Annotated in this window: 27 protein-coding genes; 18 read left to right on the forward strand and 9 right to left on the reverse strand. The window is 37.1% G+C overall.

Features of this window, described 5'->3' with window-relative positions; all coding sequences use genetic code 11:
- Positions 1-7: 7 nt before the first annotated feature.
- The 10 genes from ACIROD_RS15635 (at position 8) to ACIROD_RS15680 (ending at position 9,877) form a co-directional block, all read left to right on the forward strand.
- Positions 8-253 (forward strand): DUF1450 domain-containing protein, encoded by a 246-nt coding sequence (locus tag ACIROD_RS15635; protein WP_157830942.1) that lies wholly within the window; start codon positions 8-10, stop codon positions 251-253.
- Between the two features lie 175 nt (positions 254-428).
- On the forward strand, positions 429-1,070 hold the full coding sequence (locus tag ACIROD_RS15640) for a hypothetical protein (RefSeq protein ID WP_402941944.1): 642 nt from the start codon (positions 429-431) through the stop codon (positions 1,068-1,070).
- Between the two features lie 358 nt (positions 1,071-1,428).
- Positions 1,429-2,103, forward strand: a complete 675-nt coding sequence (locus ACIROD_RS15645; protein ID WP_402941946.1) for a GntR family transcriptional regulator — start codon at positions 1,429-1,431, stop codon at positions 2,101-2,103.
- Between the two features lie 19 nt (positions 2,104-2,122).
- A complete protein-coding gene (locus tag ACIROD_RS15650; protein ID WP_402941948.1) occupies positions 2,123-3,007 on the forward strand; it encodes a hydroxymethylglutaryl-CoA lyase in 885 nt (294 codons plus the stop codon).
- A 122-nt stretch (positions 3,008-3,129) separates the two neighbouring features.
- A complete protein-coding gene (locus ACIROD_RS15655; protein ID WP_402941950.1) occupies positions 3,130-4,293 on the forward strand; it encodes a CaiB/BaiF CoA transferase family protein in 1,164 nt (387 codons plus the stop codon).
- Positions 4,294-4,499: 206 nt separating this feature from the next.
- Positions 4,500-5,831 carry a CitMHS family transporter gene (locus tag ACIROD_RS15660; RefSeq protein WP_402941952.1) on the forward strand — a complete coding sequence of 444 codons (1,332 nt, stop codon included), beginning with the start codon at positions 4,500-4,502 and terminating at the stop codon, positions 5,829-5,831.
- Positions 5,832-6,049: 218 nt separating this feature from the next.
- Positions 6,050-6,586 (forward strand): gamma carbonic anhydrase family protein, encoded by a 537-nt coding sequence (locus ACIROD_RS15665; RefSeq protein WP_101221520.1) that lies wholly within the window; start codon positions 6,050-6,052, stop codon positions 6,584-6,586.
- A 283-nt stretch (positions 6,587-6,869) separates the two neighbouring features.
- The gene (locus ACIROD_RS15670; RefSeq protein WP_101221521.1) at positions 6,870-7,175 is read left to right on the forward strand and encodes a YerC/YecD family TrpR-related protein; all 306 of its coding nucleotides are present in this window, start codon (positions 6,870-6,872) and stop codon (positions 7,173-7,175) included.
- A 658-nt stretch (positions 7,176-7,833) separates the two neighbouring features.
- Complete coding sequence (locus ACIROD_RS15675; RefSeq protein WP_402941955.1) at positions 7,834-9,243, forward strand: processed acidic surface protein; 1,410 nt, start codon at positions 7,834-7,836, stop codon at positions 9,241-9,243.
- Position 9,244: 1 nt separating this feature from the next.
- Positions 9,245-9,877, forward strand: coding sequence for a class D sortase (locus ACIROD_RS15680; protein WP_402941957.1), 633 nt, complete (start codon positions 9,245-9,247; stop codon positions 9,875-9,877).
- 145 nt (positions 9,878-10,022) lie between these two features.
- Here the strand turns inward: ACIROD_RS15680 and ACIROD_RS15685 are convergent, their stop codons facing one another.
- Positions 10,023-10,421, reverse strand: coding sequence for a DoxX family protein (locus ACIROD_RS15685; protein WP_101221524.1), 399 nt, complete (start codon positions 10,419-10,421; stop codon positions 10,023-10,025).
- A 352-nt stretch (positions 10,422-10,773) separates the two neighbouring features.
- Between ACIROD_RS15685 and ACIROD_RS15690 the strand changes: the two genes are divergently transcribed.
- The gene (locus ACIROD_RS15690) at positions 10,774-10,932 is read left to right on the forward strand and encodes a hypothetical protein (RefSeq protein WP_402941958.1); all 159 of its coding nucleotides are present in this window, start codon (positions 10,774-10,776) and stop codon (positions 10,930-10,932) included.
- A 322-nt stretch (positions 10,933-11,254) separates the two neighbouring features.
- Here ACIROD_RS15690 and ACIROD_RS15695 read toward each other — a convergent pair whose 3' ends face one another.
- Together ACIROD_RS15695 and ACIROD_RS15700 are read right to left on the reverse strand one after the other, a co-directional pair.
- Positions 11,255-11,836, reverse strand: coding sequence for a YitT family protein (locus tag ACIROD_RS15695; protein WP_402941960.1), 582 nt, complete (start codon positions 11,834-11,836; stop codon positions 11,255-11,257).
- A 300-nt stretch (positions 11,837-12,136) separates the two neighbouring features.
- Positions 12,137-13,627, reverse strand: coding sequence for a DHA2 family efflux MFS transporter permease subunit (locus ACIROD_RS15700; protein WP_230178311.1), 1,491 nt, complete (start codon positions 13,625-13,627; stop codon positions 12,137-12,139).
- A gap of 522 nt (positions 13,628-14,149) precedes the next feature.
- On the opposite strand from ACIROD_RS15700, the gene ACIROD_RS15705 reads away from it, so the two are divergent.
- The 5 genes from ACIROD_RS15705 (at position 14,150) to ACIROD_RS15725 (ending at position 19,122) form a co-directional block, all read left to right on the forward strand.
- A complete protein-coding gene (locus ACIROD_RS15705; protein WP_402941963.1) occupies positions 14,150-14,968 on the forward strand; it encodes a TIM barrel protein in 819 nt (272 codons plus the stop codon).
- Between the two features lie 24 nt (positions 14,969-14,992).
- The gene (locus ACIROD_RS15710; RefSeq protein WP_402941965.1) at positions 14,993-16,336 is read left to right on the forward strand and encodes an amino acid permease; all 1,344 of its coding nucleotides are present in this window, start codon (positions 14,993-14,995) and stop codon (positions 16,334-16,336) included.
- A gap of 136 nt (positions 16,337-16,472) precedes the next feature.
- Positions 16,473-17,486, forward strand: coding sequence for an SIS domain-containing protein (locus ACIROD_RS15715; RefSeq protein WP_402941967.1), 1,014 nt, complete (start codon positions 16,473-16,475; stop codon positions 17,484-17,486).
- Between the two features lie 57 nt (positions 17,487-17,543).
- Positions 17,544-18,326, forward strand: a complete 783-nt coding sequence (gene frlD, locus ACIROD_RS15720) for a fructoselysine 6-kinase (RefSeq protein WP_402941969.1) — start codon at positions 17,544-17,546, stop codon at positions 18,324-18,326.
- A gap of 67 nt (positions 18,327-18,393) precedes the next feature.
- A complete protein-coding gene (locus ACIROD_RS15725; protein ID WP_402941971.1) occupies positions 18,394-19,122 on the forward strand; it encodes a GntR family transcriptional regulator in 729 nt (242 codons plus the stop codon).
- Between the two features lie 36 nt (positions 19,123-19,158).
- Here the strand turns inward: ACIROD_RS15725 and ACIROD_RS15730 are convergent, their stop codons facing one another.
- A complete protein-coding gene (locus tag ACIROD_RS15730; protein WP_402941973.1) occupies positions 19,159-19,329 on the reverse strand; it encodes a hypothetical protein in 171 nt (56 codons plus the stop codon).
- A gap of 42 nt (positions 19,330-19,371) precedes the next feature.
- A complete protein-coding gene (locus tag ACIROD_RS15735; RefSeq protein ID WP_402941975.1) occupies positions 19,372-19,872 on the reverse strand; it encodes a DinB family protein in 501 nt (166 codons plus the stop codon).
- 308 nt (positions 19,873-20,180) lie between these two features.
- Between ACIROD_RS15735 and ACIROD_RS15740 the strand changes: the two genes are divergently transcribed.
- A complete protein-coding gene (locus ACIROD_RS15740) occupies positions 20,181-20,387 on the forward strand; it encodes a hypothetical protein (RefSeq protein ID WP_101221533.1) in 207 nt (68 codons plus the stop codon).
- A gap of 114 nt (positions 20,388-20,501) precedes the next feature.
- Here the strand turns inward: ACIROD_RS15740 and mscL are convergent, their stop codons facing one another.
- Both mscL and ACIROD_RS15750 read right to left on the reverse strand, forming a co-directional pair.
- Positions 20,502-20,900 (reverse strand): large conductance mechanosensitive channel protein MscL, encoded by a 399-nt coding sequence (gene mscL / locus ACIROD_RS15745; RefSeq protein ID WP_402941977.1) that lies wholly within the window; start codon positions 20,898-20,900, stop codon positions 20,502-20,504.
- 546 nt (positions 20,901-21,446) lie between these two features.
- Entirely contained in the window at positions 21,447-21,914 is a 468-nt protein-coding gene (locus ACIROD_RS15750) for a fatty acid desaturase family protein (protein ID WP_402941979.1), read from the reverse strand.
- A gap of 218 nt (positions 21,915-22,132) precedes the next feature.
- Here ACIROD_RS15750 and ACIROD_RS15755 point away from each other — a divergent pair, with 218 nt between their 5' ends.
- The gene (locus ACIROD_RS15755; protein WP_402941981.1) at positions 22,133-22,477 is read left to right on the forward strand and encodes a hypothetical protein; all 345 of its coding nucleotides are present in this window, start codon (positions 22,133-22,135) and stop codon (positions 22,475-22,477) included.
- Positions 22,478-22,579: 102 nt separating this feature from the next.
- Here ACIROD_RS15755 and ACIROD_RS15760 read toward each other — a convergent pair whose 3' ends face one another.
- On the reverse strand, positions 22,580-23,401 hold the full coding sequence (locus ACIROD_RS15760; protein WP_101221560.1) for a DUF2935 domain-containing protein: 822 nt from the start codon (positions 23,399-23,401) through the stop codon (positions 22,580-22,582).
- Between the two features lie 268 nt (positions 23,402-23,669).
- On the reverse strand, positions 23,670-25,310 hold the full coding sequence (abc-f, locus tag ACIROD_RS15765; protein ID WP_402941983.1) for a ribosomal protection-like ABC-F family protein: 1,641 nt from the start codon (positions 25,308-25,310) through the stop codon (positions 23,670-23,672).
- Positions 25,311-25,595: the final 285 nt, after the last annotated feature.

The raw sequence follows: 25,595 nt of genomic DNA on the forward strand, positions 1-25,595 counted from the left end.
GTTAGCCATGAAAATTAACGTAAAGTTCTGTCCATGTAATTTCGAAGACGAGTTGGAAACTATGAAGGGAAAATTAATTGAGCGAACCGATTTGGAGGTTATTGAAGAAAGGTGCTTGTTATACTGCGGCCAATGTTTGATGGAGCCATTCGCACTTATAAATGGTGAAAACATTGTCGCAGACGATCCGGATGAACTTTATAAAAAAATAGATCAATATGTGGCTAACATTAAACTAGGGGAAATCGTGTAAAACCGAAAGAAAATATATTTGATAGATGTTTTGATCGAGAATTATATATTTAGAGTTGTTACTGTCCGGAAACTTGAGACCTTCAGAAGGAATCTATATATGATAAAATATAAGTAAGCCCTACTCCAAAATGCATGATAGTGGGCCTTATTTTTATTCTGAAGGGAATTTCATTATGACTGCATTAATTGGTAAAAAGTTTGAAAATGGTGTATTTATTATGGCTGATAAAAGAATAACCTATAGAGGAACCGAAAACTTCAGTGATGATGAAAAAAAAGTAATAGCATTAAATCAAAATGTGATTTTTGCATTTGCGGGTGTTAAAAATATCATCGATATATGCATGGAGGAACTAAAAATGTTTTCTCTTGGAACAAATTCAATTGAAGAAATCGAGGCACAATCTCAAAAATTATTTAGAAATTCATTGGAGATGTTCCAAAAATTATATCCTGAACAGGATTATGCAACTGTTTATTTATTGGCGGGGTTCACAGCTGATGGTATACCTCGTGTCACTTACTTCTCATCAGATGATGCTTTTCAAAAAAGCCATCCTCTCGATTTTTTTTATAAAACATTTCCGAATACAGAAATGATGTATCTTCGGAATTATTTAATAAATGAAGTGGATGCCACCAGAACAGATCTATATTATTTTATCATTCAATTTTCTTCTGCCATCCGACAGATAAACAATGAAAAGGTTAGTAAGACTGCGTATTCTATATTCTTAACCAAAAATGGCTTATTTGAGATAGACATTGATGAAGATGGAATCATTAAGATTGTACAAATGAATCTTGATAGTTAAAACAAAGGTGATAATGCTGACAGCAGATTCATTTATTTTTGATTAAAGAAAGCTATTTAACTTTAACGCGGTGAAAGCTAGCCGTTTTACAGAATGTATGCTTTAATGTATAGGCTTGCAGTGGTGGGAAACTTATAATAACATTTAGAAAAATTGTGGAAATTAGTGACTAAATGATTTTAATTCACTAATTGCACAGTGAAGGGAAGGTGCAACTTAAAAAAATCGAGTCTTCAGTTTTGAAGCTGCAGAAAAAAATATCCACTATAGTCAAAAACAACAAATTGATTTATGATGAGGTAGACATATATTTTTTTGTATACATTATCTGAAAATTATGACTATGGGTGTGATAAAAATGAAGTTAAAAACAATACAGTCGCAAACTCTTCAAAATCAAGTATATGAATATTTACATGAACAAATTGTAAGCGGCAACATACCACCTGGACAACGAATCGTGGAAGGAAAGATTTCTCAGGAAACAGGTGTCAGTAGAAGTCCAATCCGAGAAGCGATCCGCAGGTTAAACAGTGAAGGATTAGTATCCGTCAGTCCAAGAGGCGGAGTAAGAGTATACCGCGCAACCTTTTCAGATTTTAAATATCTTTATGAATGCAGGTTAAGCCTGGAACCTACTGCTGCTTTTTATGCCGCTTCACGTATGAATGAAAAACAGCGTAAACAATTGTCAGATTCAGTTGATAAAATGAATCTCATGGTTGATAAGAATGAGCTTGAAAAATTAAAGGTCCTAAGCAGCCAATTTCACTACCTGATTGTGGAGGCTAGTGGTAATCCTTATTTGATGAAAATGATGAATCAGTTAAATTCCTTAATTTCTTTTTATCGAAATGCCGTATTGAATATCCCAAAGAGAATAGAAGAGGGTGCCGATGAACATAAAGCGATATGGAATGCTATTAAAAATGAGGATGGGAAAGCTGCAGAGGAGTTAATGAAGGCACATATTCAACGTGATTATCAATTTTATGTTTCCATGTACTCGGGTGTTAAGGATGACGAATATTAATAAAAGGAGAGTGAAAAAAATGATTTTTCCAGAAAAACTTAAAATTCGTGATGTTACATTGAGAGATGGCCTGCAAAATGAACCTGTTTTTGTCGAAACCGATCAAAAGATAAATAAAATTAAAAATTTAATTGAAGCAGGATTTGACCGCTTGGAAGTCACTTCCTTTGTTCATCCAAAGTGGGTTCCTGCTATGAAAGATGCGGATGAATTAGGACAGAATCTGCCAATGGCTCGTGGAGTAGAATATGAAGCTTTGGTCCCAAATAAAAGAGGATTAGACAGGTTCCTAAATTCAAAGATTCACAATGCGCTTTTTTTCCTCTCTGCGAGCACACAGCATAACCAGGCAAATTTAAATAAGAGTTCTAATGAATCTTTAATTGAAATAAAAGATTTAATTGAAGAAACGACTAAGGAGGGTAGAAAAACAATTGGTGCAATTTCAACGGCATTTGTTTGTCCGTTTGCCGGGATCATACCATACTCAGAGGTGGAAAGGATTGCAGAGTACCTCGTTAATAATGGGGTTTGCGAATTAGGCCTGGGTGATACAATCGGCAAAGCAACGCCGAGACAGGTATATGAATACTGTAGCCGTTTGGTAGAGAAGTTTCCGGATATTCCTATTGGGCTTCATCTGCATGATACCTATGGATACGGATTGGCAAATGTTATGGCTGGGATACAGGCTGGTGTTCAATTAATTGATGTAGCCCAAGCTGGACTAGGAGGATGTCCATATGCTCCTGGATCTCCTGGGAACATTCAGGCAAGTCGTGTAGTAAAATTTTTAGAAAAACAGAATATCAAAACAGGTTTGGATTTGGAACATTTAACGACATTAGATACCGAATTTCCCCAACTGTTAGGAGACAGTAAAGGATTAACAAAAACAGTATAAAGTTAATTCAAAATTAGGAAAAACCACACAGTTGATTGTATACGTTATTGGAATATTCAGAAAATTATAAAAGGTAATCGGAAACAGGTAGGATATGTTATTAATTGAAGGGCGGGAATACAATGAGAAAACCTTTAGAGGGTATTAAAGTCTTAGAATTAGGTAACTTTGTAGCAGCTCCGTTTGCCGGGAAGATTTTTGGTGAATTTGGTGCTGAAGTGATCAAGGTTGAGGATCCCAATAAAGGGGATTCTTTACGAAATTGGCGAGTGATGCATAACGGAACGTCCCTGTGGTGGTACGTGCATGCAAGAAATAAAAAATCCATAACTCTTAACCTTCGTGAAGAAGAGGGACAGGAGATGGTTCGGGAGTTAGCAAAAGATGCGGATGTAATTATTGAAAATTTCCGGCCAGGAACGTTGGAGAAATGGGGAATTGGCTATGAAGATATTAAGAAAATTAATCCAAGCATCATTATGACAAGGATTTCTGGTTATGGCCAAACAGGCCCTTACCGAAACAAAGTAGGATTTGGCAGCGTTGCGGAATCGATGGGTGGCCTTCGGTACCTGACAGGATTTCCTGATCGTCCCCCAGTTCGAGTTGGTTTAGCAGTTGGTGATTCTATAGCAGGTTTATATGCAGTGAATGGTACGTTAATGGCATTAAGAGCGAGAGATAACGATCCATTAAAAAGAGGACAATATGTGGATGTCGCTCTAACTGAAGCGGTATTTTCTTTGCTGGAAGGCGTGCTGCCAGAATACGATTTAAAAGGAATAATAAAAGAAAGAACAGGTGCTACCTTGGAAGGAATTGCTCCTTCAAATACCTATATATGTGCAGATGGTAAATATATCGTCATTGCGGCAAATAGCGATAGTATTTTCAAAAGATTTGCGCATGCGATAGGACGGCCAGAATTTGCGGAAAATCCGACTTATTTAACCAATAATGGCAGAGCTGAAAATGCAGAATATCTAGATCAAGTAATTGAAGAGTGGACTAGGAAACACTCACAAAAAGAAGTGCAAAAAATATTAGATGAGGCTGGTGTGCCGGTTGGGCCTATTTATAATATTGAAGATATTGTAAGGGATGAACATTATCAAGCACGTGATATGCTTCAGACGGTCACTTTGCCGGATGGGGAGCAGGTACTAGTTCCAGGAATTGTACCAAAACTATCTGAAACTCCAGGCAGCATTGAATGGATTGGTCCTGAACTAGGACAACATAACGAAGAAGTCCTTGGGGGAAAAAAATTGAATCAACAAAAATAGTTTACTTTATTCTTGCTAGCTAAACCTTATAACATGTCATGCCTGTCTGTCGGCTTACACAGGTAAACAGGGAATGAAAATCTTTAAGATAAAAGGGGGTTATAATGCTTCTTTTCTGACCTGAGAAAAAAAGAGAGGGTTACAGTAAATTTCCAGGCATATTTGAAAGCGGTACCAATAACGAACCTTGGGGAGGAACTAAGTTTATGTTATCTATTTTAGGATTTGCTATGATTTGTACCTTCTTATTTTTGATTATGTCAAAACGTATATCTCCGTTTATTGGCCTAACGATTGTACCTATCATATTTGGTTTAATCGGAGGATTTGGACCAGAATTAGGGACATTGATAATGGAAGGTATTCAAAATGTAGCGCCTACCGCAATTCTTTTGTTATTTGCCATTTTGTATTTTGGTGTCATGGTAGATACAGGGTTATTCGATCCATTAACCTCAAAGATTATAAAGTTAGCTAACGGAGATCCACTAAAGATTATCGTAGGAACTGCTGTGTTAGCGGGAATAATAGGATTTGATGGTGATGGATCCACGACGATGATGATTGTTGTAACGGCTTTTCTTCCTCTATATAAAAAAATGGGGATTAGTCCTATCATATTGGCCTCCATTACAATCATGCAAATTGGTATCACAACACTTGTTCCGTGGGGGGGACCTGCTGGCCGCGTAGCGAGTGTGTTAAACCTTAATCCAACGGAATTATATCTTCAAATGTTGCCTGGAATGCTTGTAAGTTTGCTATATGTTATTACCGTTGCTTATTTTATCGGTTTGAAAGAAAGAGCTAGATATAAAAAGGAAAATACCGAATCTTATTCTATACCTGAGGCTAGAATAATAGATGCTGCAATTGAAAGCGCTACAATAGAAAATATCCCACCAAAAAACACAAACATTAAGCGTCCCAAATTAATTTGGATCAATTTCCTTGTATCAATAGTTATCATGGTTGCCATTGTACTTGAATGGTTACCTGCTGCCGTACTCTTTATCATTGGTACAGCACTAGGACTACTCATTAATTATCCAGTCTTAAATGATCAACGAGATCGGGTCGCCGCTCATGCACCTAATGCAATAGCAGTGGTTGCGATGGTTTTTGCTGCTGGGATTTTCTCAGGGATTTTCAAAGGTACTCCAATTTCTGAATCTATGGCACATTCGATTGTTTCAATTATCCCTACAGACCTTGGTCCATATCTGGCTTTAATAACAGCGGTTGTTAGTGCACCTGCCATCTTTTTAATTGGTCCTGATGGATTTTACTTTGGGATTCTGCCAGTCCTGGCTGAAACTGCTTCTACTTACGGCATTGATACTTTATCAATGGGGACAGCTGCATTGTACGGCACTCCTTTTGGTATCATGGGTCCGCTCGTAGCATCTGTTTATTTATTGATTCACATAACGGGTATCAGCCTAGGTGATCTTCATAAATATGCAGCAAAGTGGTCTTTAGGGATATTGCTTATTTATATCATCGTAGGAGTGATTTCAGGGACAATCTCTTTCTAAAAAATGAATTCTAAACAAAATCATTGGAGAGAAGGAGGACAATCCAAAGGTAGCTGTAAATGTGGAGACATATAAGGGAAGGAACCGTGGCAGTTGTATGCAGGGGCCAGATTTAAGATTCTTAAACTATATTAATGGTGTTAAAGAAAGGCTCCGAATAGAGGTACCTCTGGTTTTATTATGGAATTATGAACATAACGCAAAAGGAGGAATGAAGAATGATTCATAAATTTAAAGGACACTTCCCCAATGTACATTCAAGCTCATATATAGCCCCAGGAGCACAGTTGATTGGAAACATAGAACTTAAGGAAGATACGTCCGTTTGGTTCAATGCCGTTTTAAGAGGGGATAATGAGAAAATAACGATAGGAAAAGGATCAAATATTCAAGACGGTGCAATAGTTCACGTGGATCCAGGTTTTCCAATTAAAGTCGGTGAAAATGTTACTGTCGGACATAACGTGGTTCTACATGGCTGTACTGTAGAAGATGGCGCGTTAATTGGTATGGGAGCAACAATTCTAAATGGAGCAGTAATCGGAGAAGGCTCTCTAATCGCTGCTGGGGCTCTAGTTCCAGAAGGAAAGATAATTGAACCGGGTGTTTTAGTAGCCGGTGTTCCCGCTAAGGTCATCAGAAAACTTACACCAGAAAACATAGAACAGGCAAAAGAGGGAGCATCACAGTATATCAAAAATGGCGCTCTATATAAGAAAGAGAACATAAGCGTAATAGAGAAAGCATTCAAATAATTAGAATGCACTTGTACGTTAAAAGTGAGAAGGCAGGCTGTCCGCAAGATTGGACGAGTCTGCTAAATTATTAATAAAACGGTAGAAGCAAAAGAACCTTTTTTTATGTAAGGCCATTTGCATGGGAGTTGCAAGGTATATATTGCATTTCATACCTCCTTCCGAGTGTGATTAAAGTGTCAGTCTGTTGAAATTGGTTCCCGTTTTAGCATGGGTAGGCAATAGGAGCGCATCCTCAATGTGAAGATAAATATTATTTTGAAAACTTTATTGGAGGTCAATTATGTACAAAAGTAAATTGTCTGAAAAAAACATACAACAATTATTTAAGGCTATCCTTTCTTTACGGACACAAGAAGAGTGTATGGCTTTTTTTGATGATTTGTGCACAATGAATGAAATAAAAGCTTTTACCCAAAGACTAGAAGTTGCCAGAATGCTTCGGGATGGCTTTACATATGAAGGAATCGAGGCAGAAACCGGTGCCGCTTCAGCTACAATTTCAAGAGTTAATAAACTTTTGAATTATGGGAGTAATGGTGGGTATCAGATGTCGTTAGATCGCATGGATACTACTAAAAAATTTTAAGAGTTTCGGCAGATGGGTTTGACTTTTAGGTCTAGGTTCATCTTTGGATTTTTGGTAAAAAATATCAATATATATAGAAGAAACACGTCAATAAATAGCTTTTCATTTTCTTTTAAACATACATCACTTGAGATTGTCATTTACAGTCTCTTTTTTTGTTTGAAAAAGTGTAATCGAAGATAACTTTTATAAGTTAGAAGGATACACTTACAGGAAATGGGGAGTTGCATCATGTTGTAGAAGAGGGAGCATGAAGATGGATTATCTCTTTTTTTCGCTATGTCTAAGTGCATATTTATAGGATATGAATTCCGATACTTTTAGACTGATTACTTTACTTGATTTGGCAAAATTGATGGCTGAATAGATGGATAGTCCGGAGGTCAATTTGTTGTTAATTTTTCGCTTTAGTTAAATTTAGTAGGAATACAATATTTATAATTTTTTATCCGGAGACACAAGGGGAGGGGTTGTTGTAATCGATATATTAATAGGAAGAAATACGTCTTTATATGAAATAAATGCTGCAAAAGCTAGTTTACAAAGTAAGTAAAATAGCTATTTTCCGTTAGTGGAAAAAATAACTTCATTGTTAAATTATTGTTATTACCTTATAATTTTCTAGAAACATATGAAATGTTATGAATAGGAGAAAAGTATGAAAAAACTGTGGACGATTTTAGTTTCATTTACGTTGTTAATTAGCTTATTCCCGCAATTAGCATCGGCAGCACCAAGCAAAAATTTTGAGCAGGACCTTACAAAGTATTTAAAAGAGGTAAGCCTTGTCAGGGGGTTTCAAGTGACAAAGGATGATATTGAAACATCTCTTTCTTTTTACGACGAAAGTATTAAAAACTTTGAATCTATTGGTGATCTTAAAGAAGCCTTGGGCGAAGTCATTAAGGCAGATTTAAGTAATTTAGATGCCATCTATGATGATTATAATCTAACCAATGAGAGCCTGATTAATCTATTACACGAAAATGGTGAAGAACTAGACGATTATATCTTTATCTGGGACCTCGATGAAGCTGTTTATTTCTATACAGAAGAGGGCGATTTTGAACGCGATCCGAACTTTGACAAAGAATTAGTCAATTATTTAGCCAAGGTTAGCAAGGAAAGAGGCTTCCAAGTAACAAAGGAAGATATCGAAGCGTCATTGGAACTCTATGATTTTAGCCTGGAAGAATTTGAATCTGTCGAAGAGCTTAGCGAATTCCTAGGTAACGTCATAAAGGCAGATCTAAGCAACTTAGACTATTTTAATGAGAATTATGGATTGGATAAACAAGCCTTGCTTCAAATGTTAGAAGAAAATGGTGAAAATATTAACGATTATATATACATAGATAATCTTGAAGAAACTGTTTGGAACCTTACTGGTCGCGGGATTGATGGCGAAGTTGCTGAAGATCTTCTTCCTATTTTCGAGCAGGAACTCGGTCTAACGGAAGAGGAATTACAGCGGCTTGAAGATCACTTGATGTCTTTGGAAGACCATCTTTCCAACCCGGAAACAGTCAAGCAACTTGAAGAATTGGGCAACCGCATGATGGCTTTCGAGGAATTTGATGTAGCAACCGAGCTTACAGCTGAACAGATAGCTGAAATGGCCTCAATCTATGAAGAGTTACTTTCCATCTTTAAGCTTAATGTTTCCTATTCCCTTGTGAAAAGTGGCTCGGAATCGCCTGTATCCCTTTTAGATTTAATGAAATTGGAAGAATTGAAGGGTGCTAACCTGAAAATAATGATATATAATACTGACGGGAAGTTCTTGGCTGATCTTTTAATAACAGGTGAAATGGTCGATTCTGATACTCTTACCAATGCAGGCGGGCAAATAAAGGAATCTGCAAAAGAGGTGCAAAAAACCATTGAAAAGGCACCAATTGCTAAACCAGTAAAACAAAAGATCAGTACCAATACTACTTCAGAACAACAAACCGTAAAAGGGGCTAAACTGCCAAATACCGCTTCCGATTATTTACCTAGCGCCCTTTTAGGACTATTTCTTGTCTTGTTCGGAAGCTTGATGTATCGAAAAATTAGGAAAGCTTAATATGAAACAATTAAAGAAAAAGCGGTTCCTGCTGCTTTCTTGTACAATTGCCATCATTTTATTTGGGATTTGGTTTTCCACATCCAATATGTATAAGTTTGCAAAAGGCTACTTTCTTTACAAGACTCATGCTCCAAGTAGTCAAGTAAATGAAACAGTACAGAAAACACCAAGTGATAAACCAGCAAGTAATAAAACAAAGAAAGAGCTATATCCTGTCCGCCCTGAAACGGGTGAAGAAATCGGGGAATTATATATACCCAAACTAAAAACAAAACTCCCTATTTTCCATGGCACAAACGAGGATGAATTGGAAAAAGGCGTTGGTCACTTTGCAGGAAGTGTGCTACCTGGTGAAAATGACAATTCCGTTCTTTCCGGTCATAGAGATACGGTATTCCGTAAACTCGGGAAAGTTGGCGAAGGAGATTTGTTGATAGTAACAACATCGGCAGGAGAGTTCACATACAAAATCAAAAAAGTTCGAATTGTGGATGAGGATGATCGAACCGTAATCGTACCAAAGCCACGGGCAACGCTAACCGTCAGTACCTGTTACCCCTTTGATTATATCGGGTCAGCACCTGAACGCTATATACTTGTCGCTTATTTGACTTCAAAAACAGTAAGTTAATCATCTAATTTCTAAAAACAAGAGTCCCAATAAGGAAACCTATTGGGACTCTTTTAATTTCTATTTTGAAAAGAAAACGAAGGTGAAAGTCACTATAACCAAATGAAAAAACACCGATATCGATGTTTTTTCATTGCTAATTTATTTATATTGTTAGGTTATCCTTATTACTCACTGAAGCGGATTTTAATATTTTATGATGATAAATATAAGAGCCGGCTATCAAAATATATCCGATAATGAAAAGCAGCCATCCACTGGCAGGGTCGCCCACTGATATGCTTGAATACATAGCACCCGTCAAATCAAATACAAAACCTGCATAAGCCCATTCCTTGATTCTCGGAAAGCCAGGAATAAGTATTGCCACGACACCTAATAATTTGGCAATTCCAATAAAGGGTAGGAGGTAGGTAGGATAACCTAAATGATTAAATAAGTCGACTGCATCGGGAACAGACATTATATCCGGAATAGAACCCAAAACCATTAGTGCCACTAAAAGCCCTGTGAAAATCCAATATATAATTTTTGTTTTTTTCATCTATTCTCATTCCCTCCCTTAGATTGACATTCTAATCATATTCCACATTCCTTTTATTAATGCTTTCTGTAACAAATTATTAACATCAACGGTAATATCACGAATGAACATGCTGAAATTACGAGTAAAACAGCAAAATTCACGAGTAAACGGCGCGAAATCACGAGTAAATATGCTGAAATTACGAGTAAATAGCCAAAACTCACGAGTAAACGTACGAAATTATGGATGCAGCACGAAATCACGAGTGAATATGCTGAATTCACGAGTAAACCAGCAAAACTCACGAATAAATAGCCAAAACTCACGAGTAAAACAGCAAAACTCACGAGTAAACGGCGGGAAATCATGGATGCAGCACGAAACCACGAGTGAACATGCTGAAATTACGAGTAAAACAGCAAAATTCACGAGTAAACGGCGCGAAATCACAAGTGTAGCACGAAATCCGAGTAAACGTGCGATTGTCTGCCAAGCCGCATCAAAGCAAGCGTCCTACGTACTCGGCTAGCCAGTTTTACGGCAGGAGTGCCGCAAATTTCTTAAAATTAGAGAGGATTTCCTCCGTTTGATCTTTTACATCCTTAAGAAAGAGTTGATCACAAAATCATGATTATCGTTTGCCCAATTGTTCTATTCCAAAAGTCTACTGCTTGAAGGTGATTTTGGAGTTTTCTTTAATGTAAAAGGCAGTGGCTGCTTTAACCACTGCCTTTTGATAAAAAATTTCAAGAATATTCCATGATTAGCTTTGCTGCTTTTATTCCTGAGGTTTTGGTCGATATGTTTAGTGAACATTGCCAACACTGTATTTGACACATGCAGGTATGGCTTTATCTTGTAAAAAAGTTTATTGATTTAAAAGAATTGATTAAAATGACGCAAAACCCAACACAGGAAATCGTGATGAGGGAATACATTAACTTTAAGTCTTTCAATATAATAATTCCGGCAATTACTATGAGAGAATCAATGATAAAAATAATAATTCCAGGATTAGTTGCTGTAGCTTTAGAGATTAATAGTGCTAGTAAATCCACTCCACCGGGGCTAATATGTTGTCTCAGCATAAAACCAACACCAATCCCAATCGTCATTCCACCGATAATGGCACTTGTTATGATCGGTAGATGAATCAAACCGTTTAGTGGTGTTAACCAATCGATAATGGTTGATGTAAAAGCTAACCCAAGGATGGCATTAAAGAAATAAGATTTATCGTATAGAAGAGATAGAAGGTATATGGGAATATTGAACATAATCATGGTATGTCCAACCTGGATTCCCCACACATATTTGATTAACAAACTTATTCCAAATATCCCGCCATTTATTAGATGAATGGGAACTATAAACAGGTTAATACCAATTCCAATGCAAAAACTTGAAAAAAGCAGAGTAACTAACTTTTTCATTAATACATTCCCCTTGTCCAAATCATTATCTTAAAATATATGAGAGGAATGTAAATATATACTCAGCATATTTAAAGTACCGGTGCAATTTGTGAATTGTTGGCTTTGTTCTTCAGAAGATATTCTGAAGAGACATAATAAAGGCCGTCTCCTGGAGGCCAGGAAGTAATTTGGGCAAAAAAAGAGACACTCATAAAACGTGTCTCTTTTTTTTGCATTTATATGTCTTCATGGGGCAAGTCAGTATATTAATATAAGAATTTTTTTACCTTGGAAAATAGGTTGATTTAGCCTTGATTATTAAAAGCTTTTTTTTGATAGGCGATTTGTAATGGTATCTTCTTGTGGTGATGTTTGCCGAATATAAAAGGCAAGTATGAATGCAACTATGGTCAAACCTGTTGCGATCATGAATGCATCATCCACTCCCATTACGCTGCCTTGTTTAATGGCCATCGCCATTTGTGATGTATTATCTGGTGATATATTCCTTTGAGATAAGATTTCCTGTACATGTTTCGTTCCCTGGTTTGTCATGATGGACACAAAGAATGCCATGCCAACAGCGCCTGCTACCATTCTCAATGTATTGACCATTGCTGTTCCATATTTGTTTAGGCTAAGTGCCAATTCATTTAATCCAGCTGTGAAGATAGGCATCATCAGTATCGACATTCCGAACATTCTAATCGTATATACCCATACCACATAAGAATAGGACGTATCTGTTTCAAGCCGAGTTAAAAGGTACGTTGTAATGATAGTGATGGCAAGTCCGCTCACCGCAAGCCATCTTGCACCAAATCGGTCAAACAGCTTTCCGGTGATAGGAGACATGATCCCCATTAAAATTCCGCCAGGCAATAGCATGAGACCGGATTCCATCGGAGTAAACCCACGGATATTCTGCATATAGATTGGCATGATGATCATTCCGGAGAACATACCCATAGTTGCGATGATGTTGATGATTGTCGTTAAAGTGAACATCCGATACCGGAAAATTCTAAACTCCAAAATGGGATGAGATACAGTGAATTGCCTCCAGACAAATAAAGCTAAACTGATTCCTCCAACAAGGAACATCATCAGTACTTCAGGGCTGCCCCAGCCCTTGGTGCCGCCTGTAGCAAATCCATATAGAACTCCGCCGAATCCGATAGTGGATAGAATTACACCCAGTTTATCGAGTTTAGGCCGGCTGGTTTTCCCTACTTTTTTAATGATGAAAATGGCAAAGATGAAGTCAAGCAGGGCGAATGGGAAAATGATAAAAAACAGAACCCGCCATGAATAGTTTTGGATAATCCATCCTGATAATGTCGGTCCTACAGCTGGGGCAAAATTCATCGCAATACCAAATATGCCCATTGCAAAACCGCGTCTGTTAGGTGGAAATAAAGTGAAAATTACATTTGTAATCAACGGGAACAAAATCCCCGCACCTGCAGCTTGAACCACACGTCCGATCAATAAGACGGAGAAGCTGGGGGCAATCCCACATAAAAATGTTCCTAATGCAAAGAGTCCCATCGAAGCAAGATATAATTGTCTTGTATTGAATCGTTCCATTAAGAAAGCGGTAATCGGGATGACAATCCCATTGACCAATAAGAAGATTGTAGTAAGCCAATTAGCTGTTGCAGCTGATATGTCAAAATGAGTCATTAATTGAGGCAATGCGATATTGATTAAGGTCTGATTTAAGAAAGCGACTAGAGCACCAGCCAGCATCACCGCAAACATGGGGCCTGTACGAATTTTAGTGATGGCTGTTTTTTCGTGATTCATTATTATGGCACGTCCTTTCCGCTAGGATAGTATAAATTGTACTGTCTGCTATTTTTAAAGAAACTAATTCGTCTCACGAAGTATTAGTGTAAACTAACCTTTATTTTCCAATAAAATACACCATTTAAGGAGATTCATCTCAATTTACGCTTTTTTTGAGGTGTTTATTCTTTATTAACCACTAACTTGACAATATTTCAGGATACATTCTCATGGAAATCCCCCAGGCTAACATCCATTCTACAGGTATATCATATTTCAAACAATAATCACCAACATAATACTTACAATGTACCAGAGAAATTTTTGCACTAGGTATAAATACTTTAACATTCTATCATTCGTAGTCACTAAAAAATAGTTAATTTTTAAAAAGGTGTGATGAACAATAAAATCACGACTTTTCCGCATTTTCCGAATGATTATTTTTTAAATATTCAAAATAATTATTGCAAACAATGTATTGGTTAATTATAATACAAAACATAACAAATAAAAAATTGTTTTGAGGGGGTGAAAGAATTGAATATTGCAGGGATGAATATCACTTTTAGGCATTTCCCTTTTCATTATTTTTTGGAATGCATGGACAAACTTGAGATTAAAAGCATTGAATTATGGGGTGGGGAGCCGCATTTGTATGTTTATCGCAACATACTAGGAAATATAAGGAGTTTGAGAAGGGAACTTAAATCTAGAAATATGAAAATCATCTGCTATACTCCAGAACAATGTATTTATCCTTATAACATTGCATCCTCGGATGCTCATTGGCGAAAAAAAAGCATTGAATATTTTATGGAGAATCTTTACGCCGCGCTGGAGTTAGACACAAACATGATGCTTATCACTTCTGGAATAGGGGACTTTTCTGTTTCACAAGAGGAATCATGGAAGTATGCAAGTGACTCAATCTTTCAATTAACCAAAGTAGCTGAGAAGGAAGGTTTGATTCTTGCTTTAGAGCCATTGACAAAATATGAATCCAATCTGGTAATTGACTCTAAGGGGTTAAAGAAAATGTTAGAGGAAATCCAATCTCCTTCGCTAAAAGGAATGATAGATACAGTTTCCATGCAACTGGCAGGTGAAACACCTGATGAGTACTTTTCCTTCCTTCCCGAATTAAGCCATTTTCACCTAATCGATGGAGATGGTCAATCAGATACGCATTTGGCACTAGATGATGGTGTTTTAAATTGGAGAGAATATTTAACGAGTCTTAAAAGCCATGGTTACAAAGGAAGTTGTACTCTAGAGATTATGGGATCAAATTATTATCAAAATCCAAGCGATGCAATTATGAAATCTATTGAAAAAGTAAGGGAATTGGGAATTTAATCATCTAATTTGGAGGAACTCTTTATGAGTAATGGCACACTTACACGAAAACTGGGTTTTTGGTCTGCTCTAGCTATTGCTGTTGGAACTACTATAGGATCGGGTATTTTTGTCTCATCTGGTGATGTTGCAAGGGCTGCGGGTACTCCTTCCATTTCTATTCTAGCCTGGATAATAGGCGGGGTGATTGCCATACCTCAAGTAATGGTGCTGGCCGAGTTATCGACCGCATACCCCCAAAATGGAAGCGGTTACGTTTATTTAAATAAAGCTGGGTGGAGGCCTATGGCATTTTTATATGGATGGGCCACTTTCTGGGCGTTGGATCCTCCATCCATATCGATAATGGCTTTAGCGATTGTTTCTTATTTAGCAACCTTTTTCCCATTTTTCTCGGGAGTTGCCGGAAAATTATTGGGTATTGCAATCATCCTGCTAATCACATCGATTCATTATCGAAGTGTAAAAGAAGGAGGTCTTTTCCAGGTCATTATCACGGCTATCAAGATCATACCTTTCCTGATCGTCATTGTGCTGGGAATAATGTATATGAACCCTGAAAACTTTGCTTATACTCCACCTCCTGGTGCTCAGAAATCAAGTTTAATAGGCGGTGTATCTGCAACCACATGGGCATATACGGGAATGGCTGCGATTTGTTTCATGGCTGGGGAGTTCAAAAATCCAGGGAAAATACTTCCCCGAGCTCTTATTAGTTCAGTATTCATCGTGTTGGCTTTATATACGCTGCTAGCCATTTGTGTCATCGGCTTGATGCCATTTGAAGAATTAATCAACTCCAATGCGGCTGTTTCCGAAGCTGTAAAATATATTCCGGGATTATCGGATATTGCATCATCATTTGTGGCCATTACAGCGATTATTGTTATCTTGGGTTCGTTGAGCTCTTGCATAATGTTTCAGCCCCGACTTGAGTATGCAATGGCAAAGGACGGACTATTCTTTCAACGCTTTGCGAAGGTCCATCCTAAATATGAAACTCCAAGCTTCTCCATCATCGTTCAGGTTACGTATGCATGTATTCTTGTGTGCTTCAGTAATTTAACGGTGTTACTTGGCTATTTCACACTGATTCAATTGGTTATTAACATTATGGACTTTGCCGCTGTTTATAAATGTCGTAAAAGGGATGATTATAACCCAATCTATCGTATGCCAATGTGGAGATTAACGACGGTGTTAGCTATTCTTGGAGCATCATGGCTGGCTTGGGGAACTTTTACTTGGGCGCCTATTCAAGGAGTGATTGCAGCATTGATCGTCATCGCAACAGGTTTGCCGGTTTACTATTATTGGGAAAGGAAATATGGATCCAAGAAAAATAACGACAGCGATATCGTGGCTTAGCAGAATGTGTTAAGGGAAGTTGGGCCTTCTTTTGTCAAACGCACTAAAATTTAAAATAAAACAATTGTACAAATTATTATGTTTAGATATAATACAAGACATAACAAATATACAGGGATATGGGAGGAAACTGTTGATGCTAAAGTTTGATGAAGAGTTATTTCTAAATCTTGTAGAAAAAGAGGGCCTTGCTTTTAGAGGCCAGATTGAAGAAATCGTAGATGGAATCACCAAAAGGGGCTACAGCAATATTTTTCTGATCGGCGCTGGTGGCACCATAGCCATGATGTATCCGTATGAATATATTTTAAAGTCAAATTCTACCATCGATGTCCATGCAGAAATTGCTGCTGAGTTCATGGTGATGAATCATAAGCATTTCAGCAAAGATTCAGTCTGTATTTTTACATCTGTATCCGGGACTACTCAAGAAACAGTTGCAGCGGCTGAATATTGTAAAGAAAAAGGCGCCACTACAATCGCTTTAGTTGCAGAGCCAAATACTCCGTTAACACAAATTGCGGATTACTGTATAACGACAGGTTCTGAAACGCACTCTTTTGATACTTTCTTTATGCTTTTGTACATGGTCGTCTTCCGTTTCATGCATAACAACAATGAATTCCCGCAATATGAACAGTTCACGAATGAGGTTTCTCTACTTCCGCGTGCAATTCTAGATGCCGTTAAATCTTTTGACAAAAAAGCAGAGGAATTTGCCATTGCACATAAAGACACGGATTACCACATGATGGTCGGTTCCGGTAACCTTTGGGGAAACACTTATTCATATGCCATGTGCATTTTAGAGGAGATGCAATGGATCCAGGCGAAATCCATCCACGCGGCAGAGTTTTTCCATGGTACGCTTGAACTTGTTGTAGAAGATACAAGTGTTATTTTACTAAAAGGAGAAGATGAAACTAGACCGCTGATGGACCGTGTAGAGAGATTTGTAGAAAATATCTCTAAAAATTTAACGGTTATTGATACCAAAAGCTTTGAAATGGACGGTATCAGCGAAGAATTCAGAAAGCACTTTTCTGTTAGTATTAACTGGTCGGTATTAAGTCGAATCAGCGTTTACCTTGAGCGTGAAAGAAATCATCCATTAACACTTAGAAGATACTATCGCCAAATGGAATATTAAGATATGTGGAGCACTACTTAGTAGTGCTCTTAATTTTAAAGAAAGCGGGGGAAAATGATGAGAACGGTTACAGTCGGAGATAACTGTATGGATGTCTATCAAAAGAGCGGGGAGGTCTATCCTGGCGGTAATCCTTTAAATGTGGCTGTCTATTTAAAAGGGTTAGGTGCTGAATCTGCTTATATTGGCTGGGTGGGATTCGATCAATACAGTGAAAAGATGGTTAAAGCGATTCAGGAAAAAGGTGTTGATATTTCCCATCTTTCGCGGAAAGAAGGAAAAACAGCTGTTACTTTTGTTGAAATGGTAGGAAATGACCGCAGGTTTGGAGAATACGACGAAGGTGTCATGGAACATTTCTGTTTAACGACGGAAGAACTCCATTACATTCAAACATATCAGCTTATACATTCAGGGATTTGGGGACATGCGGATAAGTACTATTCCTTTTTTAAAGAAAAAGGAATGCTCACTTCTTTTGATTTCTCAGATCAGCTAGATCACGATTTAGTGAAGACTTTACCGCAGTTTGTTGATTATCCTTTTTTCTCTTATACGAAGGACGATTCTTTTATCCGCCAATTTTTAAAGGATGTAAAAAATCAAGGACCTAAAATTGCGGTCGCCACTTTAGGTGAAAATGGTTCACTTGCCTATGACGGCATTCAATTTTATCAATGCGGTGTCGTTGAAGCGAATGTGGTGGATACGATGGGGGCGGGGGACTCCTTCATTTCCGGTTTTATTTATGGAATATTGAAAGGCCATTCCATCGGCAATTGTTTAGAATTGGGCACAGAGTCTGCTGCGAAAACAATTAGCTATTTCGGTGCGTGGTGACTGGGACTGTAAATCATGTATAATAGGTAATAAATAATAAAATTTGACGGATAAGGATGAATCTAATATGAATTTAAATCCTTCAACCCCCCAGCCACTATATATGCAAATAAGGCAAATGTTGAAGAATGATATTCAGAACGGTAAATACAAACCAGATGAACAGATCCCAACCGAAGCAGAGCTTTGTGAAACTTATAACGTTAGCCGCATTACCATACGAAAAGCAATAGAGGAATTGGTGAAGGATGGAACACTGACACGTATTCCGCGCAGGGGTACCTTTGTTGCATCTAATAAGTTTCATAATGAGTTGTTATCCATAAGTGGATTCTCAGAGTTTAGTCATCAGCTTGGGAAGATACCGAATTCCCGGATTTTACGAAGTGAGGTCATAGCCGCACCAAAAGATGTTGCAGGTCATCTCCTCATTGAAGAAGGAAGCCCCGTTCTCGAACTTGAGCGACTCATGTATGTAGATGAGCGTCCGCTTTTCTACGATACCGCTCATTATTCGTTACTTCGTTTTCCGGATTTAGAAAAGAAGATTGCAAGGGATGAATCAACTTATAAGATCCTTTTGGAAGATTACCATACAGAAATAGTCAGTAACGATAAAATTATCGACGTGATTGGTGCTACAAAAATCTATGCTAAATATTTAGAATGCGATATTGGCGCAAATTTATTTAGAATAGTGAAGATTGCTTTCGATGCAAACGACCAACCTGTGCATCTCTCAACATTCATGTGTGAAACCAACAAGGTCAATCTGACCGTTCATCGGGCAAAATAGGTCATGCCAATAATTTGGCATGACCTATTTAAATATCTAGTTTTGATTTTCCTCCTCCAATCTTTCTTCTTCGGTCATCGCATTTAAAATATCCTTACAATTAAAACATAAGATTTTCTTGTTATCTAACAGAATGCCGTTCAGGAAACCTGCCGTACAATATACATCACGTGCACAGCGAACACAAGAGCCAACTAGTTCATCCATCTATTAATCTCCTTAATCAGGAATCGGGTATAGTTTGGTGTTTTATTTTGCATAAAGATAAAGGCCAAAATCTTGCATAACGGAAGTGTGCCCCATTTGCCGTAACATGGTAGCTATATTGCCACGATGATATGATCCGTGAGTGACAATGTGTAATACCGATTCGGAAATGGTAGTTTCAAGCAATCCGGCATAGGGGTTATCCACGACAATTACCTTTTCCATATCCTCTGTACTCAGAAGTACTTTGTTTCTTTCGTATAAGTCTATAAATATTTTTTTCATTTCCTCAATACTTTTCTTTTCCACCGCTTCTTTTAATTGATTAGAAGATGCCATTGCTTCATTCATACTTTTACCTGAGATAATGTCAAACCACGTAAAATCTGTGAGATAAATATGAGACAACACTTTTGATACCGACGAAAAACCAGTCTGAATTTCCTTATGGTAAATGTGCTGTGGAAGTTCATTTAACCGATCGATGATGACTCCATTTGCCCACGCGTGATAGTTATACATTTCTTGCTCGGGGTGATTCATTTAAAAAACCTCCATATACACTAGTTTTTTCGTTTTGAACAATTTATGCAGTGAGAACAAAAGTATACAGGTGAATTCAATCCAGTATATTCATTAATATGTTGTTCTCTAATATATATAACAATTCCTCCTGAAGATTCTCCCGATATATGTGCTCAACATAAATGTAAAATGTATAAAAATAAGAGATAATACGAACTACGGACATTGATTATTATATGAATAGCTAATGGAGCATCACATATAGGCATTTTTTCTTGCAGGAAAATAGCTCCCTATATCGAACTGATAGTAAAGGAGATGGTAATATGAATCTGAGGATTAAATATAGGCTTTATATCCATGTAGACGGAAAACTTATTCCAGAACAGTATGACCGATACGAGATACTAAACGTCAGAGAAGGTATTGATCCAAATGATACTAAGGATTACCAAGAGCTTATTAAAAAATTGAGTAAGTCGATTAATCGGCCCTTAAATGAATTTGAAATAAAAGACTATGAATCAATGTAATTGAGAATTGGTCAAAAACCACTGATAGAATAAGATAAAGCCACTCTCTTAATCGAGAGTGGCTAGTTAAAAGCGTTGGTTATTAAAGACCATGAGTTGAATATAATTATGAACTTATGATGTTTCGTCCTGCCGTGCATTTTTTTGTAAAAGATCACGGATTTCCTTTAAATATTGCTCGGATGCCGGTACCACTTCCAATTCCTCTTCCTCGTTACTTTGTTTTTTTCTAATAAGCGAATTCGCTATCTTCATAAACATGAAAATTGCAAACGAAATGATCAAGAAATCAATCACAGCTTGGACAAATTCACCGTATTGAACTACTGCGTTTCCAACTGTAATCTTTAACGAAGAAAGATTGATCCCCCCTAATAAAATTCCTACTAGCGGTGTGATAATATTATTGACTAGTGATGAAACGATCTTCCCAAAAGCAGCACCCATCACTACGGCTATTGCAAGATCGAGAACGTTTCCTTTAGTTATAAACTCCCTGAATTCCTTTATCATCGTAACTACACCTTTCTTTTTTATTGATAAAAGCATATCAGAAACATGGTGAAAATTGAATAGAGAAAGAGGCATCTATTATTTCCAAAGATAGGACCACACATCATCCGTTAAATCATTTGAATACTTTAATATGTCGCAATGACGGCAGTTCGATCAAAGGGGAAAGAACTCCAGTTTTTATTCAAAAAACGTTAAAGAGCCCTTATAATAGCAGGTCTTTTTGTAAAAGGATTTAATGTAATGGTCAGAGAACAAAGCTTAAAAATTTTTTTAAAAAACCATTCAATAAAAAATTAGTAATGGAAGGCAGATGGAGAATGACTAAGGCGTCAACCTTCAATGTCTAGAAGGAGGATAAAGCAGCTTTCACTAACTTGCCAAAGAGGGTGAATATAAATGTATTCGTTTGGCGATAATTATATTATTGTACTACCCCCTAAGTGGTACTCCTCCATTGTTAAAAGCCCTTCTCTTAATGAGAGGGCTTTTTTGTTTAGCGCCTTGTTAAATATTTTTTGTTTATAGGAGCTTTTTGGACAGCAACTAGATCGATTTCGATTTTTTATACTTCTGTCCAACCAAAAATATCAGAGGGGAACCTATAATGCTTGGAAGAAACCAAAAAATTAATGGGTTCCATTGATTCAAGATAGTTATATTGGATACATTTACTACAAGAATTGCTGTACAAATAGCGATATAGGAACCGAGCATTCCGCTAATATGAGATACAGTCCAGTTTTTCCATTTCTTCTTACCAGCAAGATAGCCTATAAATGCGAAAGAATATGAAAATATCCCAATGAAAAATAAATATGCGCTGCTTTCCCAATTCATTATTGCCATTGTCAGGGATGTGACAAAGACTACAACATATGCACTGTGATAAATTTCACCACAAATTGTATGCATACCTCTTTTTTTCTTTGAAGACATAGCACCTATTCCACTAATAAGACATGTTGCTCCAGCGAAAACATGAATGAACAGAATGATCTTAAAGATAAGCAACTTTCCCTTCGTTAAATAATCATTATCATAACGTAACAGATTAAATATTTATTTTATTATAATACAAATATTTACCAAAAAATATGAATGTTAATTTGCAAAGAACATTAAAGGGTCAGTGCGGTACACAAAAGGGAATTGTGTATCGTCCTTTTTAGGGAAAAAGGAGGATTTTACGTTTCATTTGGAGAATGTTTTGACAAATGGGGGTGGATTATTTGAGACAACATTTTGAACAGGATTTATCTAGAGAGGATATTTTTAGAATGATTGTTAAGCACCTTGATGTATTTCCGTTGACTAGTCTAGAGGCTATCAGAGAAGTGATCAGGAGTTCATTAAATCAAAGAGGCTTGATAGGGGGGATGACCACACAAACAGGAGCCGCTACATATAACCGGAAAATATCAGACGAGGATATCCAATTAATAAATGATTGTATTTGTGACCTCTTAAATAGCCGCGTTATCCAACCTGGTATTAATGAAGTCAATCAGGATTTACCATGGATTTCTGTATCTGATAAAGAGAAACTTGAAACATTGGTGAGTTCCCTGTCTTAACTTTTTACATATAAAAGCCCTTCTCTAAATCGAGAGGGGCCTATTTTCTTTATCCGATAATTGCAATTTTCCATATCCTTCATACTCAATTAATTGTATTTTTTAACCTGTAAGATGGGATTCAAACATATCGATGATTTCAAGGAAACGTTCGGCCTCACGGAAAACGTGATCAGCCAATAGTGGATGAATGATGCTCTTGATTTTACATTCTTCGATTAAATCCCTGGCGGTTTTCTTAAAGTCTCGAAGTGATACGACGGACACACGGTTCTGATCTAGAAATTGATCCAGAAGAGGGGCCGTTTGAGATTGCGGTTTCATGGACTCTAAGTCTACGGCTTGAAAGACTAATTGATCAAAATCATTACTAAAGTTTCGCGCCATATCCACCAGCTTTCTTTCCGATGGATCAAGGAGATGTCCAATGAATTTTGCATGATCCGCCATTATTCTTAAAAAGAAAACATTTTCCTTGATGATGGCATCTGCAAGTGGTTTCAATTTACCTTCATTTAATTCTATTAATCGTTTTCTAAAATAATTGGCTTCTCTGCTTGTATGGTCGACTAGAAGTGGGAAGTTGTTTGCACCAGGCAGTTTACAGGTGAGTATTAATCCTAATACCTTCCTTTTAAACAAAAATATGCCTGTGGCAGCTTGTTGCACCTCCGCGTTAAATCTTCTGATTTGTTCTGGATCAGCTTGATTTGTAAATGAATGGGATTGCTGTTCTATCCGTTCAAATAAAAGATAAAACTGATTAGCTTCCTCAATTAACTGTGTATCTTCACATCTAAAACCTAGTCTTAGAAATAAAGAGTGTTCCTTCATTATTCTTGACCAAAAACGAATCTCATCTAAGGAGCGTTCAACAAACATTCCAGAGTTATTCCTCATAGCTTCCTGTGCGTTCTCACTCATAACTAAGGCCCCCTCTTAAAACATAACCATCATTCAATCTTATTAACAAGGGGACAATAGTATTCTGCTCAATTTGCAAATTGTATCATTACGGATATCCTTATAGCACCTCAAATCAATTGGTTCTTGATGTTCAAGGTGTGTAAAAATTCCTGAACGATCGGAGACTGTACTTTGTTCGGCAGTACTTCAGGGTAATATCTAAAAAACCCTTAGAACTAATTCATTTCTAAGGGTTAACATCCAGTACATTAAGTTACAGTGATAGTCATTTGTCACCAAGTTCATTTATTTTTTTCGTAAGCTCATTAAACCTCTTATCGAGTTCTGTGTACGCTTTATCATTTGGCGTCATAAAGCTAAGCTTTCCCAAAACTTCCTGTCTTTCTGTTTCAAGTGTTAATCGCAGTTCTTCCAAATCATCTCTTTTGGAGGATGATGATTCATACAATTGCTTTTGTATGCGATTATTCGAAATGACAAGTTTGCTGCTTGTCGTTTTTTCGAGAAAATATCTATCATGCGAAACGACGATAAGCGTTCCAGTATACTGTGCTAAGGTTTCTTCAAGTTGTTCCCGTGAAGCTAAGTCCAGATGATTTGTCGGCTCATCCAAAATAAGCACATCTTTTTCTTTCAATATATATTCCATTAACTTACATTTCACGCGTTCACCCATACTCATATTCTTAATGGGTTCTGTCCAATGAGACGCCGTGAAGCCTAAATGCTTCATTAAAGTTTGAACGTTCCCTCTCGACTCGAAAGTATCTTTATGAAAAAGCTGGGCGGGTGTAAGTTCAAGTGGTAAATCAAACACTTCTTGCGTCAAATAGCCTATTTTTGCAGATGGTGAAATCCATACATCGCCCGCAAAAGTTTCATGTCCAAGAATTATTTTTAATAATGTCGTCTTTCCGCTGCCGTTTGGGCCTATAATGGAAATCTGCTCACCATGCTGAATCGTGAAATTGACGTTTTTAAACAGTGTTCGCCCGCTAAAAGTCTTAGTTAAATTCTTAACTTCCAAAAAACGTTTTCCCGTCTTGTTTTTTGTTTTAATTGAAAAGCGTACAGTATATTCTGATTCAACAGGTTCAGCTTTTGCTTTTTCAAGCTCTTTTTCAAGACGCTTTTGTTTAGATTTTACCTGTGCATCCATTCGCTTCGCTTTCACACGATAGTATTCCTTAACTCCTTCCTTTTTCGTCGATTGTGAATGGGCTTTTTTTGACCAGGAAGTGATTTCATTCATTTGTCCCTCGATCCGTTCAACCATTTTTTGCTGTTTTTCATATTCACGTTGTTGTGTAAGTCTTTTCTGTTTGCGAACCTCCATATAACTAGAATAATTCCCTTTGTGCTCAATTAGCTTTTTATCTTCAATCGACCAAATTTTCGTTGCAACAGCATCCAAAAAATAACGATCGTGCGAAACAAAAATAATGGTACCTCTATAATTCTTAATTTGTTCATTGAGGAATCCTAAACTAGCCTCATCAAGATGGTTCGTAGGTTCATCTAATAGTAAAAGGTCTGCACCTTTAGAAAGCCCTTTTGCTAGCCGGGCCTTGATTTTTTCTCCTCCGCTTAATTGTAGGAAGCCATGGCTTGGTACATGCATTTTATCCAGTAATTTAACTTCGGTAGGCGTTTTATCTTCTGAAGAATGCGACTCGACTTCTTGTTCAACCATAAAAACTTTCAAGTCTTGCTGCAGCCATTGGATTTTTCCATGTGCTGGCTCTAAACCATTGTTAATTAATTGCAGCAACGTAGATTTACCGGCACCATTTTTGCCAATGATACCGATGATTTCCCCTTGTTGAACACTAGCATTAACATTTTCAAAAATGTTATGGTCCAATACTTCAAAGCTGATATTGGTTAACTTTAATAGTTCTTTCATATAATTATCCCTCTCCTTAAAGGGAGAATAAAAAAAATCCTCCCAGTTCTATGGAAGGATTAGCCGTACCTGTGCATTATCAAATAAGAGCTATTTTCATGATAGCTCTACAATTTATAGAAAATGGGCAGACTAATCCTATTTCGTATGATTTGAAATATGTGATTTCAAATTTTGAAAATAAGATTAGTTAATCATCGGCCACCCATCATCCCTTCTGATATTAATAAAATCAGTATAGCATAAAATAATCTTTGAAACCAAAAGGAAGCAGCATTATACTTT

Source organism: Peribacillus sp. NPDC101481 (assembly GCF_044767165.1).
GTDB lineage: Bacteria > Bacillota > Bacilli > Bacillales > DSM-1321 > Peribacillus.